The sequence below is a fragment of the Nonomuraea sp. NPDC046570 genome, from assembly GCF_040645915.1.
Classification (GTDB): domain Bacteria; phylum Actinomycetota; class Actinomycetes; order Streptosporangiales; family Streptosporangiaceae; genus Nonomuraea.
The window spans coordinates 171088-188438 of the sequence record NZ_JBEYZF010000005.1; the positions used below are offsets into that span (position 1 = coordinate 171088).

At 70.1% G+C, this 17351-nt stretch carries 16 protein-coding genes; 9 read left to right on the forward strand and 7 right to left on the reverse strand.

Annotation, left to right across the window (positions count from 1 at the left end; all coding sequences use genetic code 11):
- Positions 1 to 7: 7 nt before the first annotated feature.
- Entirely contained in the window at positions 8 to 1483 is a 1476-nt protein-coding gene (locus tag ABZ911_RS10950) for an NAD(P)/FAD-dependent oxidoreductase (protein WP_358054315.1), read from the reverse strand.
- A 209-nt stretch (positions 1484 to 1692) separates the two neighbouring features.
- Between ABZ911_RS10950 and ABZ911_RS10955 the strand changes: the two genes are divergently transcribed.
- Positions 1693 to 3018 carry an erythromycin esterase family protein gene (locus tag ABZ911_RS10955; RefSeq protein ID WP_358054317.1) on the forward strand — a complete coding sequence of 442 codons (1326 nt, stop codon included), beginning with the start codon at positions 1693 to 1695 and terminating at the stop codon, positions 3016 to 3018.
- Between the two features lie 43 nt (positions 3019 to 3061).
- Here the strand turns inward: ABZ911_RS10955 and ABZ911_RS10960 are convergent, their stop codons facing one another.
- Complete coding sequence (locus ABZ911_RS10960) at positions 3062 to 4054, reverse strand: NAD(P)/FAD-dependent oxidoreductase (protein ID WP_358054319.1); 993 nt, start codon at positions 4052 to 4054, stop codon at positions 3062 to 3064.
- 90 nt (positions 4055 to 4144) lie between these two features.
- On the opposite strand from ABZ911_RS10960, the gene ABZ911_RS10965 reads away from it, so the two are divergent.
- A complete protein-coding gene (locus ABZ911_RS10965) occupies positions 4145 to 4744 on the forward strand; it encodes an XRE family transcriptional regulator (protein ID WP_358054321.1) in 600 nt (199 codons plus the stop codon).
- Positions 4745 to 4778: 34 nt separating this feature from the next.
- Here the strand turns inward: ABZ911_RS10965 and ABZ911_RS10970 are convergent, their stop codons facing one another.
- Positions 4779 to 6896, reverse strand: coding sequence for a SpoIIE family protein phosphatase (locus tag ABZ911_RS10970; RefSeq protein ID WP_358054323.1), 2118 nt, complete (start codon positions 6894 to 6896; stop codon positions 4779 to 4781).
- 128 nt (positions 6897 to 7024) lie between these two features.
- Entirely contained in the window at positions 7025 to 7819 is a 795-nt protein-coding gene (gene ppk2 / locus ABZ911_RS10975; RefSeq protein WP_358054325.1) for a polyphosphate kinase 2, read from the reverse strand.
- Between the two features lie 166 nt (positions 7820 to 7985).
- Between ppk2 and ABZ911_RS10980 the strand changes: the two genes are divergently transcribed.
- The 4 genes from ABZ911_RS10980 to ABZ911_RS10995 are packed head-to-tail and all read left to right on the forward strand — an operon-like array spanning position 7986 to position 12447.
- On the forward strand, positions 7986 to 8438 hold the full coding sequence (locus ABZ911_RS10980; protein ID WP_358054327.1) for a hypothetical protein: 453 nt from the start codon (positions 7986 to 7988) through the stop codon (positions 8436 to 8438).
- Complete coding sequence (locus tag ABZ911_RS10985) at positions 8425 to 8964, forward strand: DUF3995 domain-containing protein (protein ID WP_358054329.1); 540 nt, start codon at positions 8425 to 8427, stop codon at positions 8962 to 8964. The genes ABZ911_RS10980 and ABZ911_RS10985 overlap by 14 nt, the downstream gene beginning before the upstream one ends.
- Positions 8965 to 9010: 46 nt before the next feature.
- On the forward strand, positions 9011 to 11299 hold the full coding sequence (locus ABZ911_RS10990; protein WP_358054331.1) for a phosphoketolase family protein: 2289 nt from the start codon (positions 9011 to 9013) through the stop codon (positions 11297 to 11299).
- Positions 11296 to 12447 (forward strand): acetate kinase, encoded by a 1152-nt coding sequence (locus tag ABZ911_RS10995; protein WP_358054333.1) that lies wholly within the window; start codon positions 11296 to 11298, stop codon positions 12445 to 12447. The genes ABZ911_RS10990 and ABZ911_RS10995 overlap by 4 nt, the downstream gene beginning before the upstream one ends.
- Before the next feature lie 9 nt (positions 12448 to 12456).
- Here the strand turns inward: ABZ911_RS10995 and ABZ911_RS11000 are convergent, their stop codons facing one another.
- The 3 genes from ABZ911_RS11000 to ABZ911_RS11010 form a co-directional block, all read right to left on the reverse strand.
- Positions 12457 to 13077: a TetR/AcrR family transcriptional regulator gene (locus ABZ911_RS11000; protein WP_358054335.1), complete on the reverse strand. Its 621-nt coding sequence runs from the start codon at positions 13075 to 13077 to the stop codon at positions 12457 to 12459.
- A gap of 109 nt (positions 13078 to 13186) precedes the next feature.
- Positions 13187 to 14509: a serine hydrolase domain-containing protein gene (locus ABZ911_RS11005; RefSeq protein ID WP_358054336.1), complete on the reverse strand. Its 1323-nt coding sequence runs from the start codon at positions 14507 to 14509 to the stop codon at positions 13187 to 13189.
- 76 nt (positions 14510 to 14585) lie between these two features.
- Positions 14586 to 15218 (reverse strand): TetR/AcrR family transcriptional regulator C-terminal domain-containing protein, encoded by a 633-nt coding sequence (locus ABZ911_RS11010; RefSeq protein WP_358054337.1) that lies wholly within the window; start codon positions 15216 to 15218, stop codon positions 14586 to 14588.
- Here ABZ911_RS11010 and ABZ911_RS11015 point away from each other — a divergent pair.
- The 3 genes from ABZ911_RS11015 (at position 15204) to ABZ911_RS11025 (ending at position 17300) form a co-directional block, all read left to right on the forward strand.
- Positions 15204 to 16397 carry a cytochrome P450 gene (locus ABZ911_RS11015; protein WP_358054338.1) on the forward strand — a complete coding sequence of 398 codons (1194 nt, stop codon included), beginning with the start codon at positions 15204 to 15206 and terminating at the stop codon, positions 16395 to 16397. The genes ABZ911_RS11010 and ABZ911_RS11015 overlap by 15 nt on opposite strands.
- A gap of 40 nt (positions 16398 to 16437) precedes the next feature.
- Positions 16438 to 16638, forward strand: coding sequence for a ferredoxin (locus ABZ911_RS11020; protein WP_358054339.1), 201 nt, complete (start codon positions 16438 to 16440; stop codon positions 16636 to 16638).
- A gap of 230 nt (positions 16639 to 16868) precedes the next feature.
- A complete protein-coding gene (locus ABZ911_RS11025) occupies positions 16869 to 17300 on the forward strand; it encodes a PPOX class F420-dependent oxidoreductase (RefSeq protein WP_358054340.1) in 432 nt (143 codons plus the stop codon).
- Positions 17301 to 17351 lie beyond the last annotated feature (51 nt).

The following is a 17351-nucleotide window of genomic DNA, read 5'->3' on the forward strand; positions in this document are numbered from 1 at the left end:
CGAGCTCCTAGCCGTCGAAGATCATCCCCTTGCGGAGGTCGGTGAACCCGAACGTCACTCTGTCGACCAGGTAGTTCTGTGAGACCACCCACGGATCGCGCTCGCCTTGCTGCGGAAACAGGTTGGCGGCGCGTTGCACGTAGGTGGAGGTCAGGCCGAGCAGTGGTTGCCGTTCCCCTCCGGGCGGGAACGCGGGCATCGCGGTCGCGTACCCGTGCTGCTTCATGAAGTCGAACAGCCGGACGACGTAGCGCGAGGACATGTCGGCCCGTAGCGTCCACGACGCGTTGGTGTAGCCGACGCAGAAGGCCAGGTTGGGCACGCCGCTGAGCATCAGCCCGCGGTAGGCGGTGGTCTCCGCCATGTTGACCGGCTGCCCGTCCACCGACAGGTCGATTCCGCCGAGCGGTATCAGCGACAACCCCGTCGCGGAGACGACCACATCGGCCTCCAGGAGTTCCCCGGAGTCCAGCACGATCCCGTTCTCCGCGAAGCGCGTGATCCGATCGGTGACCACCGACGCCGTCCCGGCGGCCACGGCCCGGAAGAAGTCGCCGTCGGGCACGACGCACAGCCGCTGGTCCCACGGCTGATAGCGGGGAGTGAAGTGCTTGTCCAGGTACGCAGGATCCGGCAGGAAGCGGAGCGCGGACTTGCGTAGATGCTGCTTGGTCTGTTCGGGAAAGCGCCTGCTCAGCCAGTAGGTCAGCTGGCTGCTCAGCACGTTCTTCTCGCGGATGAGCCGGTGCGCGACGCGGGCGGGGAGGTAGCGGCGCAGCAGGTCGGCCGTCCGGTCGACGTCGGGCAGCGCGGCCAGATAGGTCGGCGACCGCTGCAGCATCGTGACGTGCGCCGCGGTCTTGGCCAGCGCGGGGACGAGGGTGGCCGCGGTGGCTCCGCTGCCGATCACCACCACCCGCTTGCCCGTGGTGTCGAGGTCCTCGGGCCAGAACTGCGGGTGCACGAACCGGCCGCCGAACTGCTCCACTCCCGCGAACTCGGGCTGGTGGCCGTGATCGTAGTCGTAGTAGCCGGCGCAGATGTAGAGGAACGAACACGTCCACACCCGGGACTCCCCGCCCTGCCGGGTCTCCACCACCCATCGGGACTGCTTCCAGGACCACGAGGCGGAGACGACCTTGGTCCCGAGGTGGATGTGCCTGTCGATTCCGTACTCGCGGGCGGTGTCTTCGATGTAGTGGCGGATGCTGTCGCCGTCGGCCAGCGACTTCTTCTCCCGCCACGGCTGGAACGCGTAGCTGAGGGTGAACATGTCCGAGTCCGATCGGACACCTGGATAGCGGAACAGATCCCAGGTGCCCCCGAGGTTATCCCGGCCTTCCAGAACCGCGTAGGTCCAGTCACGCCGCTGCTGCAGGCGCCACGCGGCGCCGATGCCGGACAGACCCGCCCCGATGATCAGCACATCGACGTGCCGGGGCGAACCCTCGCCAGAATTGCTCTCTCTAGAAACGGTCGTCATGAAAACGACCGTATCACAATCGAAAGATATGCCGGAGATCGATGATCAGGGTGGGTAGGGCCCCGGTAGCGCCTGCACCACCATGACGCCCCCGCCTGCTACACCCGAAAGATGCTGGTCAGCGCCATTGGAGGCGCCCTCGCGCGGCCATACGCTCGTCGACGTATGGATCTCACCGTGAGGTCTGTACGCAAGTAAAGGGGAACAACATGCGCATCGGCCGACGGGGACTACTGGCGGCGGCGATCGCGATGGGGGCGGTCCTCGCCCCCATGGCGGCCCTGGCCGACACGGGCGGCGGAAAGCAGAACCCGATCCGCGCACTGGAGCAGGCGGCCCACCCGCTGCGCTCGACCGAGCCCGGGGGGAACACGGCCGACCTGAGAGCCTTGGGCGCGATGATCGGCGACGCCAAGGTGGTCGGTCTCGGCGAGGCCACCCACGGCTCGCACGAGTTCTTCACCATGAAGGAGCGGGTCTTCCGCTACCTCGTCCAGGAGAAGGGTTTCACCACCTTCGTCCTGGAGCTGAGCTGGTCCGCCGGGCTCCAGATCGACGACTACCTCCAGACCGGCAAGGGGGACGCACGCAAGATCGCGAAAGCGGCGCTGGCCAACTCGCCGTGGGACCGGGAGGAGTTCGTCAGCCTCATCGAGTGGATGCGGGACCACAACCGCCGCCACCCCGGCCGTACGGTCCACCTCATGGGCGACGACATCGGCGCCCCCACGCTGAGCGACGACTTCTTCAACCGGGTGACCGGCTACGTACAGCGGACCCACCCGGACGCGCTGCCGCGCGTCACGGACCTCTACACCGGTCTGCGCCCGATCGACGACGTGTTCGCCTACCTGAACAAGCCCCTCGCGGAACGGCAGCAGCTCGCCGCCAAGGCGCAGCAGGCCTTGGATCTGATCAGGAGCCAGCGGGGCCCGGACGAAGACGAGTTCGAGCTCGCGGTCCAGAACGCCCGGTCCATCGCCCAGTCGGCCACGTTCCTCGCCTTCGATCTCACCGACAAGGCCTGGCTGCCCGTCGCGCAGCGCTACCGCGACCAGGTGATGGCCGAGAACACCGCCTGGTGGCAGCGGCGCACCGGCGACAAGATGCTGCTGTCGGCGCAGAACGACCACGTCGGATACGCGGCCGGCGATCCCGCGCTGTACCCGAAGACGCAAGGGTCGTTCCTGCGCGACGCGTTCGGGGAGAAGTACCTCCCCATCGGCTTCACCTTCAACCAGGGGTCCTTCCTGTCGAAGGAGGCCGCTCTCGGCGGCGACTGGAAGAAGTTCACCGTGGGCCCGGCCGAGCCCGGCATGAACGAGCACACCCTCGACAGGGTCCGCCACCGGGACTACTACCTCGACCTCCGCAACGCCCCAGCCGCGGCGCGCGCCTGGCTGAGCATCGCCCGCCCCACGCGCAACATCGGCACGCAGTACCCCTACCCGCCCAGCGACCTCGCGCTCGCCCGCTCCTTCGACGCCCTCATCCACCTCCACGACGTACGGGAGGCCGACCAGCCCAAGCCGTGACGGCCCGGCCCCGCCTCGACTGGCCGGCTCTCCTCGAAGCCCCTCAGCCGATGCGCGAGAGTGAGATGGGGATGCTGTACCGGGAAGAGGCGGGGCCCGGGTCGGGCTCGCGGTAGTCCTCGAGGTCTCGTGCGATCTCCTCCTGCACCAGGTCGTGGTTGACGGCGATCGCGACCGCCGCCCCCCTGCCCGCCGCCACGATCACCTGCGCCCGCGGATCGACGACGTTCCCGGCAGCCCACACCCCGGCCACACTGGTACGGCCCGCGGCATCAGTGCTCACCCAGCCGTCCTCGCCCTTCTCGCAACCCAGATCGGTCAGCAGGGTGTCGTACGGCACCGTGCGCGGGAAAATGAAGACGGCGTTGCGAGGCACCACATGGCCCTCGACCAGCTCGACCCCGCGCAGCCGGTCGTCCTCCACCACCAGATGCTTGATCGTGCCGTCGATGACGCGCACCCCGCGGGCGCGCAACTGTTCGCGCTGGTCGTCGGTCAGGTCCAGGGTGTGCGGGAGGAAGACGATGTCGCGCGACCACTGCCGCAGCAGCAGCGCCTGGTGCACCGCGCCCGGGTGGGTGCCCAGCACACCGATCGGCTCGTCGCGGACTTCGTGGCCGTGGCAGTGCGGGCAGTGCAGCACGTCCTTGCCCCACTGCTCGCGCAGTCCGGGGATCTCGGGCAGGTCGTCACGCAGCCCGGTGGCCACCAGCACCCGGCGGGCCTTGATCGCCGGGCCGCCGGCCAGGTGCACCAGGAAGCCGCGCTCGATGTGGTCCACCTGCCCCTTGATCAGCTTCACGCCGTAGCGGGCCACCTCGGCCCGGCCCACCTCCAGCAGAGCCGCCGGGGCCATCCCGTCGCGGGACAGGAAGCCCTGCATGCGCGCGGCCGGAGCGTTGCGCGGGCTGCCGGAGTCCACCACCGCCACCCGGCGGCGGGCCCGGGCCAGCACCAGGGCGGCGCTCAGCCCGGCAGCGCCCGCGCCGACCACCACCACGTCGTACAACGAATCGTTCGCAGCCATGTCCTTCATGGCGATCACCTCCACTCCCAGGGTGCGCCAGGCAGCCGGAAGCGGCAATTCTTGTTGCCATTTCCGGGATGAGCGAGTGCAATGGGAAGCGTGGAACACATACCGGCCGTCACCCAAGCGCTCGCCGAAGTCGGCTCCCGCCTCAAACGCCTGCGCACCGAGCGCGGCGTCAGCCTGGCCGCCCTCGCCGAGGTCACCGGCATCTCCAAGAGCACGCTGTCCCGCCTGGAGTCCGGCCAGCGCCGCCCCAGCCTGGAAGTCCTGCTCCCGCTCGCCCAGGCCCACCAGGTGCCACTCGACGACCTGGTCGGCGCACCCGAGGTCGGCGATCCCCGCATCCGCCTCACGCCCAAGCGCGTGAACGGCAACATCGTGCTGCCCCTGACCCGGCAGCCCGGCCCGCTGCAGACCTTCAAAATGATCATCTCGGCCACCCGGAACACACCCGAGCTCTGCACCCACGAAGGCTACGAATGGCTCTACGTCCTGTCCGGACGCCTGCGCCTGATCCTGGCCGACCGCGACCTGGTCCTCAGCCCGGGTGAGGCCGCCGAGTTCGACACCTGGCTGCCGCACTGGTTCGGCAGCACCGGCGACGGCCCCGTAGAGATCCTCAGCCTCTTCGGCCGCCAGGGCACACACATGCACGTCCGCGCCAAACCTCGCCGGCGCGCCCTGCCCACCGACTGATCCCAAGGCCGCCAGGCGACGATCCGGCCATCGTCTATCGCGGGTTGATGAGGAGCAGGGCGATGTCGTCGCTGCGGGGTGCGGACTGCTTGGCGTAGTGGACGAGGGTGTCGGCGAGGGCGTCCATGGTCTGTCCCCGGGCTCGGGTGAGTTGGTCGGCGAGGTCGTTGGTCGCGTAGTCGAGGTCGATGCCAGGGGCTTCGACGAGGCCGTCGGTGTACAGGGCGAGCACGGCGCCGGGAGGCAAGGGGATGTCGGTCGTCGGGTAGTCGGCGGTGGGGTCGATGCCGAGCAGGAGTCCGGGCGTCAGGTCGAGGACTTCGGTGTGTCCGTCGGGGTGGCGCAGGAGTGGCGGAGGGTGGCCTGCGGTGGACAGCAGGGCGCGGTGGTGTGCCAGGTCGAGGCGGATGTAGAGGCAACTGGTGAACAGACCGGGTTCGAGGTCGGTGAGCAGGCGGTTGGTCCGGGCGAGCACCTCACCGGGGGACGCGCCGGAGGCGGCCAGGACGGCGGTTCGGACCTGCCCCATGAGGGCGGCGGCCTGCACGTTGTGGCCTTCGACGTCGCCGATGGTCACCGCCGCGCCGTCGTCCAGGCGGATGAGGTCGTAGAAATCGCCGCCGACGTCGATGCCGAGGGTGGCGGGCAGGTAGCGGGCGGCCACGTCCAGGCCGGGGATGTGGGGCAGGGCGCGGGGCAGCAGGCTGGCCTGCAGGGCGTGGGCGAGCTGGTATTTGGCGTCGTAGAGGCGGGCGCGGTCCAGCGCCTGGGCGATCAGCCCGGCGATCGAGGTGAGGACGGCGCGTTCGTCGGGGTCGAAGGGGTGGGGCTGGTCGTAGGCGAGTACCAGCGAGCCGACGGCACGGCCTGAGGCGATCAGCGGCAGGAAGGCCCAGGCGGCCATGCCGTCCTGCAGGACGGCGGGCGGGTAGGCGCGACTCAGCTCCGCGAAGCTGGCGAAGAAGCTGGGAACGCCGGTGGCCAGGACATGCGCGGCGGGAGTGTCCGAGGCCGGGTCGGCGGCGTCGAAGCGGCTCACGAGGTCGGCGGTGTAGCCGTGGTGGCCGATGATCCGCAGCCGGCCCTCCTGCTCGGTCATCAGGGTGAGGGCCTGGACGCCGAAGGCGGGCACGATCTGGTTGTTGACCCGGTCGACCACGTCCTGTACCCCGACGGCTTCGGTGAGCATGGCGGCCAGATGCATGAGGTGGTAGAGAGCGGTGGCGCCGCCCGTCGCGGTCATGGGGGGCGGCTGCCGTTCCGGAGCGTCCGTGGCGTGGGCCGGAACGGCGGGGGCGATGAGGACGCTGATGCCGGAGGAGTCCGGGTAGAGATGAAAGGACAGCCACCGGTCCGGTGGGCGCAGGGCGGTGAAGGAGGTGGGCTGACGGCTGATCGCCGCGGCCCGGTAGCGGTCTTCGTAGGCGGGGTCGTTCAGCCAGGGCAGTGCCTGCCAGGGAAGCGCGCCCAGCAGGCCGGGAGCGCGGACGCCGACGAGTTCGGCGGCGGTGGAGTTGATGAAGGTGATCCGGCCTTCCAGGTCCAGCGCGCAGCACCCCTCGGGGAGCCGTTCGGTGAAGTCGGCCGCGGCCGTTCCCTCGGCCGATCCCCGGGCGGGTGCTGGGGGTGGGGGCAGTACTCGCGGCCGGGGGCCGGGTAGCGTCGGATGGCCGTCGTCGGCCGCTTGCCGCAGGAGCAGGCCCAGGCGGTGGCAGGCGGCGTAGACCGCGTCGCGTTCGTGCGGGGCCAGTCGCGGCGGGTGCGAGCCGGGCCACAGCACCACCAGGCCACCCCAGTCGGTGGTGCCGGTGGTGATCGGCGCGCAGGCGACCGCGAAGGGGTAGGGCAGCACGAGGGCGGACCGAGGGTAGCGGCGCGCCATCTCCTCCTGGCCGCTGATCCACACCAGGCGCCGCTCGCGTACGGCGTCGGCCACCGGGACCGGGGTCGTCAACGGCACCCGCGTCCATGACGCGACGATCCGCGGGCTGATCCCGGTCAGCAACGCCATATGCAGTTCCCGCCCACCCGGCGCCAGCAGGAAGACCAGGCACGCGTACGCGTCGCTCTCTCTCATTGCCTGGGCCACGACGGGCTCCAGCGGCTCCAGGCCTGAGCCTGCGGCAGCGGTGACGTCGGCGGGGTCCCGCACGCTCTCACCTTCTCCCCGTGGACGCCGTCGACGAGCCGCGCACGCTACGCCGAAAACCACCCATATATGGACAATACGCCTGCGGCGCGGCGGTGGCCCGTCACCTCCAGGCGCACGCGTACGGAGTCTCAGGCGAGGTCGGCGGCGGCGTCCGGCACATGGGTGTCGGGCCTGCGCGGCGGGCGGCGGTAGCCGGTGGCGGGCGGGCGCCGCGGGATCTCCAGCTTCGGCAGCCGAACGTCGCGATAGGGAAGCGTCGACAGCAGATGGGAGATCATGTTGATCCTCGCCCGCCGCTTGTCCTCGCTCTCGACGTCGTGCCAAGGCGCCTCGGGGATGTCGGTGTGCACGAGCATCTCGTCCTTGGCCCTGGAGTACTCCTCCCAGCGCGTGACCGACTCCAGGTCCATCGGCGACAGCTTCCAGCGCCGCATGGGGTCGGCCAGCCGGGCCTCGAAGCGCCGTGCCTGCTCCTCGTCGCTCACCGAGAACCAGTATTTGCGCAGCAGGATGCCGTCCTCCACCAGCAACCGCTCGAAGATCGGGCACTGGTGCAGGAACCTGGCGTACTCCTCCGGGGTGCAGAAGCCCATCACCCGCTCCACTCCGGCGCGGTTGTACCAGCTCCGGTCGAACAGCACGATCTCCCCGGCGGCGGGCAGGTGCTGGATGTAGCGCTGGAAGTACCATTGCGAGCGCTCTCGCTCGGTCGGCGCGGGCAGCGCCACGATCCGGGCCGCGCGCGGGTTGAGGTACTCGGCCACCCGCTTGACCGTGCTTCCCTTACCGGCCGCGTCCCTGCCCTCGAAGAGCACCACCACCCGCTGCCCTTCGGCACGCACCCACTCCTGCACCTTCACCAGCTCACCCTGCAGGCGGAAGAGCTCCTTCTCATACGGTTTGCGCGCCAGCTTCTCGCTCATCGCCAGGCCTCCAGCACATTGCCGTTCTCTCCTGCGCGACCTCGTCCAACCCCTCGCGGACGACGATCCCCACGTCCACGCCATCGTACGAGTTCCCCCTTGGAGGGGAGGCGCCTCCCTCGCTGTGGGGAGTGATGCCCGGTGTGCGGCTCCTACTGTCGGAGTCATGGTTGATTCTGATCGCCGGCGAAGCTGGCCGGCCTACGCGGTGGCGGTGCTGTTCCTCGGTTACGCCGCGGGGAAGGCCGCCTTCGCCCTGCAGTCCCGGCTCGGGTTCCCGGGCGGCCCGCCCGTGTCGGCCGCCGAAGCGGGAGGCTATTTCATGGACGCGGCCACCGCACAGTGGTTCGCGACCGCGTCCGGCGTGCTGGGCGCGTGCGTCGCCGTCGCCACGGTCACGGCGTTGGGGCGCAGGGTGCCGAGAACGCTGATGCTGCTCGTGCTGGCCGGGATGCTGCTGGCCGTCGGCGGCGGCGCGGGGATCATGATCCTGGACGGGTTCGTCGGCATGGGTGTGGGCTGGCAGTGGTACCACGGAGTCCTCGGCCTCCTCGTGATCGGGCTGTTCCTGGAGATGATCCGGTCCTACGCGGCGGCGACGAGACATGTCGCGGCCTGACCGGGCGCGGCTGGGCGCGTACGGGGCAGCGGTGTGCGCCGCGGCGTACGGATCGATGAAGCTCGCCCAGGCGCTGGGGGCCAACGCGCTGGCCGACAAGGACCCGCTGCCGCCGCATCTGCGCGAGCTACTGCTCGCCCGTGATCCCTTGTTCGTGGCGAGCCACTGGGGGCTGGCCGGTGCCGCGGTGGTCGGTGTCGTCGTCGCGCTGGCCACCGTGCGTCCCTGGGGGGCGAGAGTCCCGCGCGGGCCGCTGCTCGCGATCGTCTGGACGCTGGGGATCTTCATGATCGCCCGGTCGATCGGGGTGCTGGGGTTCGGCTTCGTCGGCGACGCGCTGCTGCTGACCGGGGTACGCCCGGCGCCGGTCGAGCACGCCGCGCTGGCTCGCACCTTGGCGCAGTGGGATCTGCTGCTGTGGTCGCCGTTCTTCCTGCTCTGGGGGCTGTGCTGGGCGACGGCCGGATGGCGGCTGGGCCGGCGCGGCTCGCCCGCAGCCGTCAGACGGAACTTCGGCGACTCCTAGTCGAGGCTCCGGGTTACATCCGGCTTCATCAGGAAAGGTCGGAAGCATGAAGGCCATCGACGCGTACTGGCGCGCTGCGAACTACCTGTCCGTGGGGCAGATCTACCTTCAGCGCAATCCGCTGCTGACCGAGCCGCTCGCACCCGAGCACATCAAACCGCGCCTGCTCGGCCACTGGGGCACCACCCCGGGACTCAACTTCTGCTTCGCGCACCTCAACCGGATCATCACCGAACGCGACCAGGACATGATCTACGTCGTGGGACCGGGACACGGCGGGCCCGCCGCGGTCGCCCACGCCTGGCTGGAGGGCACCTACTCCGAGCGCTATCCGCAGATCACCCAGGACGCGGACGGCATGCGGCGGCTGTTCCGGCAGTTCTCCTTCCCCGGCGGCGTCCCGAGCCACGTGGCGCCGGAGACGCCGGGCTCCATCCACGAGGGAGGCGAGCTGGGTTACGCGCTGACCCACGCCTTCGGAGCGGCCTTCGACAACCCGGGCCTCGTCGTGGCGTGCGTCGTCGGCGACGGCGAGGCCGAGACCGGCCCGCTGGCGGCGAGCTGGCACTCCAACAAGTTCCTCGACCCGTCCGCCGACGGCGTGGTCCTGCCCATCCTCCACCTGAACGGCTACAAGATCGCCAACCCGACCGTGCTGGCCAGAATCCCCCCGGAGGAACTGGTCAAACTCATGGAGGGGTACGGCTACCGCCCCCACCTCGTCGGCCCCGACCATGCCGAGATGGCCAGAACCCTGGACGAGGTCTTCGACCAGATCAGCGCCTTCAAGAACGGGCGGTCCAGCCGCCTCCCCATGATCATCCTGCGTACGCCGAAGGGCTGGACGGGCCCCCGCGAGGTCGACGGCGTACCGGTCGAGGGTACGTGGCGCGCCCACCAGGTGCCGCTGTCAGGCGTGCGCGACAACCCTGAGCACCTGGCGATGCTGGAGGAGTGGATGCGCTCCTACCGCCCCGCCGAACTGTTCGACGCCGACGGGCGCCCTGCCCCCGAGATCCTGGGAACCGTGCCGCAGGGCCCACGCCGGATGAGCGCCAACCCGCACGCCAACGGCGGCGAACTGCTGCGGCCGCTGTCCCTGCCGGACTTCCGCGACTACGCGATCCAGGTGAAGGCGCCCGCGGCGGCCTCCAGCGAACCCACCCGCGTCCTCGGCGCCTTCCTGCGCGACGTGATCGCCGCCAACCAGCGGACCTTCCGGCTGATAGGCCCGGACGAGACCGCCTCCAACCGCCTGTCGGCCGTCTTCGAGGTGACCGACCGCGCCTGGAACGCCTCGCGACTGCCGACCGACGAACACCTGGCGCCCGGCGGCCGGGTGATGGAGGTACTGAGCGAGCACCTGTGCCAGGGCTGGCTGGAGGGCTACCTGCTCACCGGGCGGCATGGCCTGTTCAACTGCTATGAGGCGTTCGTCCACATCATCGATGCCATGTTCAACCAGCACGCCAAATGGCTGGAATCGGCGAAGGAGATCCCCTGGCGGCTCCCGGTCGCCTCGCTGAACTACCTGCTCTCCTCACACGTCTGGCGGCAGGACCACAACGGCTTCAGCCACCAGGACCCGGGCTTCCTCGACGTGGTGATGAACAAGAAGGCCCACCTGGTACGGGTCTACCTGCCGCCGGACGCCAACACGCTGCTCTCGGTCAGCGACCACTGCCTGCGCTCGCGCGACTACGTGAACGTGATCGTGGCCGGCAAGCAGCCCGTCCTCGACCTGTTCACCATGGACGAGGCGATCGCGCACTGCACCCGCGGCCTCGGCATCCTGCCCTGGGCCTCCAACGACGCGGGACAGGAGCCCGACGTCGTGCTCGCCTGCGCGGGCGACGTGCCGACCCTGGAGACCCTCGCCGCCGCGGCCCTGCTGCGCGAGCACCTGCCTGAGCTCAAGGTACGGGTCGTCAACGTCGTCGACCTCATGCGGCTGCAGCCGCCCACCGAGCATCCGCACGGCATGTCCGACGCCGAGTACGACACGCTCTTCACCACCGGCAAACCCGTCATCTTCAACTTCCACGGCTACCCGTGGCTCATCCACCGGCTCACCTACCGCCGCCACGGCCACGACAACCTGCACGTACGCGGCTACAAGGAGGAGGGCACCACGACCACGCCCTTCGACATGGCCATGCTCAACGACATCGACCGCTACCACCTGGTGATGGACGTCATCGACCGCGTCCCCGGACTCGGCAGCACCTCCTCCCACCTGCGCCAGCGGATGGTCGACGCGCGGCTGGCCGCCCGCGCGCACACCCGGGAGCACGGCGAGGACGCCCGCGAGGTCAGCGACTGGACCTGGTCGTGAGCGTCCTGGTGATCAATACCGGGTCCTCCACCGTCAAGTACGAACTGGTCGAGGTGGAGTCGGGGGAGAGGCCGGCCAGGGGGGTGGTCGAGCGCATCGGTGAGGACGAGGGCCTGCTCACCCACGACGACGGTGGCGGCTCGCCGTACACGAGGAAGGGGCGTTTCGCCGACCACGAGGCCGCGCTGGCCGCGGTCATCAAGGTTCTCGGTGACATCGGTCCGCAAGCCGTCGGCCACCGCGTGGTGCACGGCGGGACGCGGTTCCGTGATCCTGTTCTGATCGACGACGAGGTGATCGCCGCCATCGAGGAACTCGTCCCGCTGGCGCCCTTGCACAACCCGGTCAATCTCACCGGCATCAGGGTGACCCGGGCCGCCTTCCCGGGTGTGCCTCAGGTGGCGGTCTTCGACACCGCCTATCACCAGACGCTGCCGCCGTCGGCGTACACCTACGCCGTCCCCGGGGCGTGGGGCGTGCGGCGCTTCGGATTCCACGGCACATCCTGCGCCTACGTCGCCCGGCGCGCGGCCGTGATGCTGGGACGCGACCTGAGGCGTACCAACCTGGTGGTCCTGCATCTGGGCAACGGCGCGAGCGCGACAGCTGTGGCCGCGGGCGAGAGCGTCGAGACCTCCATGGGCCTGACCCCCATGGAGGGCCTGGTGATGGGCACCCGCTCCGGTGACGTGGACCCCGCTCTGCCCGGATACCTCGCCCGCGTCCACGGCCTGGACGCCGCGGAGGCCGAGGACGCGCTCACCTACCAGAGCGGCCTGCTCGCCCTGGCCGGCTCCGCCGACATGCGCACGGTACGGCGCCACGCCGCCGACGGCGACCCCGCCGCGCTGCTCGCCCGCCAGGTGTACTGCCACCGCATCCGCAAGTACGTCGGCGCCTACTACGCGGTGCTCGGCCGGGTGGACGCGATCGTCTTCACCGGAGGGGTCGGCGAGCACGACGCCGAGATCCGGGCGGCGGCGCTGGCCGGGCTCGACCGCCTGGGCATCACCGTGGACCCGGCACGCAACGACTCCCGTTCAGCGGGCGAACGAGCCCTCTCACCACCCGGCGCCGAGGTCGCCGTGCTCGTCATCCCGACCGACGAGGAGTGGGAGATAGCCCGCCAGGCCATGACGTTCTCCTGACCGGCGCACTCAGGGAGGGGAGCCGGGGAGTCCCAGGGTTCGGTGGACCATGTGGTGCATGTGAGCGCGGAACCGGCTGAGAGCGCGCGGATCCTCAGGGCCGCGCCGCCGCCCCGCCGCGTCGAACACCCCGCTGAGGACGAACCCGTGCACGCACCAGATCAACGAGTTGATCATGAAGTGCACGTCCCCCTCCCTTCTCACCGGGATGACGCCCTCGATGACGAACTCTGCCAGCGGCTGCACATACTGCGCCTCGAGGTCGCTGACGTCACTGGCGTCGGACAGCCACCGGTGCATCCACAGGGCGGGGACCTCGGGATTCTCGGCGGCGAAGTCGATGTAGCGGTCGATCAGCCGGTGCAACACGGAGATCTTCTCGTCGGACGGCGCGGCCTTGAGTTCCTTGATCTCCGGCTCCACGACCGCCGCGTGGCTCAGGTGGACCCGTTCCATGACCGCGACGTAGACGTCCCGCTTGGAACCGAAGTGCGAGTTCACGGCCTTCGCGGGCAGCCCGGCGGCCTCCGCGATGTGCCCGATCTCGGTGGCGTCGTAGCCGAGCGCGGCGAACAGCTTGGTCGCCGCCCGGAGAATCCGCTCCCGCTCGCCCCCTGCTTCCGGCGTCATACAGACGACACTACGGCCCGCTCTTTGCCGGGCACATCACGTGATCGACAAACACCGGTCAAATCGCCCCTCTCGCGAAGGCCCGCGGACGGCACCGCGCAGTGGCGAGTCAGCGGACGCGCCTGGCCGCCCTGCCGGCCAGGTGCAGGAAGGCGATCTCTCCCGCGTCGTCTCGCAGGAAGCGGCCGACGGCATGCTGCGGGTCGGCGGCGATCACCACGTCGTCACAGCCCTCGACCAGCGCGAGCGGCATGTCGGGCATGCCCTCCACCCCCGCGGCCACCAGCTCGGGGCGCAGCACGAATCGCGCCGTCAGGCCCTCGTCGACCTCGAAGCTCCACTGCCCCGCGTCGTAGCTGCCCGCGTACTCCGGCTCGGGGTCGCGCAGCGCCAGCCGTACGGGCTGCGGCTTGGCGTCGAGCAGGTGCTCCAGGCACCATGCGGTCACCAGCTTGCCCAGCACCTTGCCGGGCGCGGAGTTGGTGAGCGTGGTGACGGCGAAGCCGCGCTCGGGCGCCAGCACGAACGAGGACAACTGCAGGTTGCCGATGTTGCCGCCGTGCGTGACCAGCCGCACCCCCGCCTGCTCCTCCAGCAGCCACGGCAGCCCGATGCCGGTCCACGGCACCCCGACCCGGACGTGCTCCGCCTGCATCAGCTCCCTGGTGGCGGCCCCGACCGGCGCCTCGCCGCCCGCGCCCAGATGGAAGGCGGCGTAGCGGAGCTGGTCGCGCACCGACGACGCCAGCCCGCCCTCGGGCATGGCGTCGCGGAACAGCCCCCACGTGTGCGCGACCTGCGGGCCTTCCTCCCGTACGACGTGCCCGACGGCATGCGGACGGGTCGCGGCCTCCCAGGGGAAGAAGAAGCTGGAGCTCATGCCCAGGGGTTCGAGCACGATGCGCCTGACCGCGTTCTCGTACGGCTCGCCGCACACGACCTCGATGACCCGGCCGAGCAGCCGGAACCCGGCGTTGTTGTAGGAGGCGAGCTCGCCGGGCGGGAAGAGCTGGGGCAGCCGGTCGTAGGCGTCGATCGAGTCGGCCAGCGCCGAGGCGTCCCAGCTCTCGCCGTCGTCGATGTCGCCGAGGAATCCGCCGGTGTGGGTGAGCAGGTGCCGGATGGTCAGCTCGGCCGCGGCCCGCTCGTCGGAGAGCCGGAAGTTCGGCAGATACTGCCGCACGCGCCCGTCCAGGTCGAGCCGGCCGCGCTCGACGAGGTGCATGACCACTGTCGCCGTGACCGTCTTGGTGGTCGACCCGATATGGAACAGCGTGTCGCCCGTCACCGGGACCGGCGCGTCGACGCTGGTGACACCGGTGGTGAGGACGTGGTCCACGCCGTCGAGATGCACGCCGACGGCGGCACCGGGGACCTGGAGGGACTTCGCCTCGCTGTCGAGCAGGCTCTGCAGGTGGTTGAGGTCAGCCATTCGTTCATCCTGCTGGCATCGAGGCCGGTGGGCTTCGTCCGCCCGCACCATTTCCGCCGCGCTGTTCGTCCGGGAGTCAGGGCGTCGGCGGTGGCGCCTCGCGCGCCGAGACGGTGTCGTGGCCGCCCGGGGGCGTGCCGGTGTCGACGCGGTAGAGCGCGCTGAAGAGCGGCCAGGTCAGGGTGGCCATCTCGGCCGGAGGGCGCGGGCAGCCGCGCTGGAGCCAGTCGGCGGCCACGCCGATGAGCGCCCCGGCGGTGAAAGCGGCGGTGACATCGTGCGGGGTGTCCAGTGGTTGTTCCGGGAGTTCGCCGCCGGAGGCGATCTGGCGGACGCGGTCGTGGACGGCCGCGGCGATGCGGCGGCGGATGTGGTCGACGAGGCGGGCGCTGCCCTGCGGACCCAGCAGGGCGCGGTAGAGCCCGGCGTGCTGGGCGAGGCTGGCGAAGAACGCCTCCAGCGACTGGGTCGCCTCCGGCGCCGGATCCGCCGAATCGGGGCCGGGGGCGGGCAGAGACCCGATCAAGCCGTCGATCATCGCGGTGCAGGCGGTCTCGGCCAGCTCGTGGACGTCCTGGTAGTGGTCGTAGAAGGTCGAGCGGCTCACTCCGGCGCGTTCGGCGACGTCGGCGATGCTGATCCGGGACAGGTCCCGCTCCTCGACGAGCTGGATCAGCGCGCTCGCCAGGGCCGCGTGGGTACGGCGCACGCGCCCGGCGACGCGGCGCTGGAGCCGCCCGCGGAGTGGGCGGAACTGCGCGGGCAGTGCCCGGTGGCCCAGGTGAGACTGCCCAGCGGCGACCAGGCGACGCTGCTGACCCGCTACGAGGACGTCAAGCAGGTGCTCGCCGACCCGCGCTTCACCCGCCGGCTCAACGCGCCTGACGCGGCCCGGCTGTCGGCGGAGGGCGGCGGGGTGTTCAGCAGCGAGCTGGCGACGATCATCCCCGACGGGGGCAAGGAGCACCAGCATTGGCGGCGCCTGGTCGGCAAGTGGTTCACCGCCCGGCGGATGGCAGCCCTGCGGCCCGCGGTGACCCAGATCGCCGAGCGGCCCATCGACGACATGGTCAAGCGCGGCGCGCCCGGCGACCTCAAGGCGAGCCTGGGCTTCCCGCTGCCGGTGTACGTCATTTGCGACATGCTCGGCGTGCCGGCCGCGGACCGGGACCGGTTCTCCTACTGGTCCGACACCCTGCTCAACCTCACCCGCTACAGCCAGGCCGAGATCGAGGCCGCCCAGGGCGAGTTCTTCCAGTACATGTCCGACCACCTCGCCGCCAAGCGGGCCGAGCCGGGCGAGGACCTGCTGAGCGAGCTGATCGCGGTCGGCGGCCCCGAGGACGGCGGGCTGTCGGACCTCCAGATCCTGGTCACCGGGATGGGATTGCTGGTCGCCGGGCACGAGACCACCGCCAACATGATCGGCAAGATGGTCTCCATGCTGCTGGCCGACCGGAGCCGATGGGAGCGGTTGCTGGCCGACCCGTCGCTGATCCGTACGGCGGTGGAGGAGACGCTGCGGCTCGACGCCAACTCCGGCTTCGGCCTGCCGCGCTACCTGCGTGAGGAGACCGAGGTCAGCGGTACGGTCCTGCCCCGGGGCGCCACCGTGGTGTGCAGCATGGCCGCGGCCAACCGCGACGAGAGCGCCTTCGAGTCCGCCGCAGAGATGGACCTGAGCCGCAGCCCGAACCCGCACCTGTCCTTCGGCTCCGGCGTCCACTCCTGCCTGGGCCAGGCGCTGGCCCGCACCGAACTCCAGGTCGTCCTGGAGGTACTGCTGCGCAAGCTCCCGTCCCTGGAGCTGGCCGTATCGGTGGAGGAGCTGGAGCGGGTGGAAGGGCTGGCCGTCGGCGGCCTGCGCACGGTCCCGATCCGCTGGTGACCCGGCACCGCCACACCAGGCCGACAGAGAGGAACCCGGTATGAAGGTCACCGTGGACGAGGACAAGTGCTGCGGCGCCGGCCAGTGCGTGCTGATCGCGCCGGAGGTGTTCGACCAGCGCGAGGACGACGGCATCGTCGTCCTGCTCGAACCCGAGCCTGGCGTTGACCACGCCGCCCGGGTCCGCGAGGCCGCCACCGTCTGCCCCACCGCCGCCATCGAGGTGAGCGAACATGGGTGAGCACACTCGTACCTTTTAACCCGGGCGCGCCCTTTTGGTGCTTTATAGGGATATCCCGTAAGTATCGGCGGCGACGAATGCGACCTGCTTTTCGGTAGGACTCTCAGGTGCCGATCTCTAGCGATCGATCAATGCAAAATGTCCGAGTTCGGATGCTTGGTTAGGGATGTGCGGGAGTGGCGTCGCTCCTAGGATGATCACACTTCGGGGGACGACGAAGGAGAGATCACATGGCACCCGCACGTATGAACGATGCCGAATGGCGGCAGTTTCTGCTCAGCGAAGTCAGAACGGCGAAAGTCGCGGTCATCGACGCATCCGGATCCCCGCACGTCACCCCGGTCTGTTTCACCCTCGATGGCGGAGACGTGGTCTTCATCACGCACGAAGGGCGCCTCAAGCAGCGGGCCATGCGGCGCGACCCGCGGATCGCGTTATGCGTCGACGACGAGCGGCCCCCGTTCCGGTTCGTGATGCTCCGCGGCAAGGCCAGCCTCGACGACGATCCGGCGTCCGTCGCCCGCGTCACCCGTATGGTGTGCGAGCGCTACTTCGAGCCGGAAAGCGTGGACACCATGACAGCCCGGTTCGGCCGCCCGGACGCGTTCGTGGTACGGCTCGCCCTGGAACAGGTGGTCGCCACGCGCGATCTGGCCGGCTGAGGTACTCCTGGCAGGAGACCGGCACGACCCCGTGACGGTGCGCAGAACCAC

Coding starts and splice junctions, on each gene's coding strand:
- ABZ911_RS10990 (WP_358054331.1), top strand. CDS start 9,011: ATGAAGGCCATCGACGCGTACTGGCGCGCTGCGAACTACCTGTCCGTG.
- ppk2 (WP_358054325.1), bottom strand. CDS start 7,819: ATGAGCGAGAAGCTGGCGCGCAAACCGTATGAGAAGGAGCTCTTCCGC.
- ABZ911_RS10950 (WP_358054315.1), bottom strand. CDS start 1,483: ATGACGACCGTTTCTAGAGAGAGCAATTCTGGCGAGGGTTCGCCCCGG.
- ABZ911_RS11025 (WP_358054340.1), top strand. CDS start 16,869: ATGGCACCCGCACGTATGAACGATGCCGAATGGCGGCAGTTTCTGCTC.
- ABZ911_RS10955 (WP_358054317.1), top strand. CDS start 1,693: ATGCGCATCGGCCGACGGGGACTACTGGCGGCGGCGATCGCGATGGGG.
- ABZ911_RS10985 (WP_358054329.1), top strand. CDS start 8,425: ATGTCGCGGCCTGACCGGGCGCGGCTGGGCGCGTACGGGGCAGCGGTG.
- ABZ911_RS11005 (WP_358054336.1), bottom strand. CDS start 14,509: ATGGCTGACCTCAACCACCTGCAGAGCCTGCTCGACAGCGAGGCGAAG.
- ABZ911_RS10960 (WP_358054319.1), bottom strand. CDS start 4,054: ATGAAGGACATGGCTGCGAACGATTCGTTGTACGACGTGGTGGTGGTC.
- ABZ911_RS10980 (WP_358054327.1), top strand. CDS start 7,986: ATGGTTGATTCTGATCGCCGGCGAAGCTGGCCGGCCTACGCGGTGGCG.
- ABZ911_RS11020 (WP_358054339.1), top strand. CDS start 16,438: ATGAAGGTCACCGTGGACGAGGACAAGTGCTGCGGCGCCGGCCAGTGC.
- ABZ911_RS11000 (WP_358054335.1), bottom strand. CDS start 13,077: ATGACGCCGGAAGCAGGGGGCGAGCGGGAGCGGATTCTCCGGGCGGCG.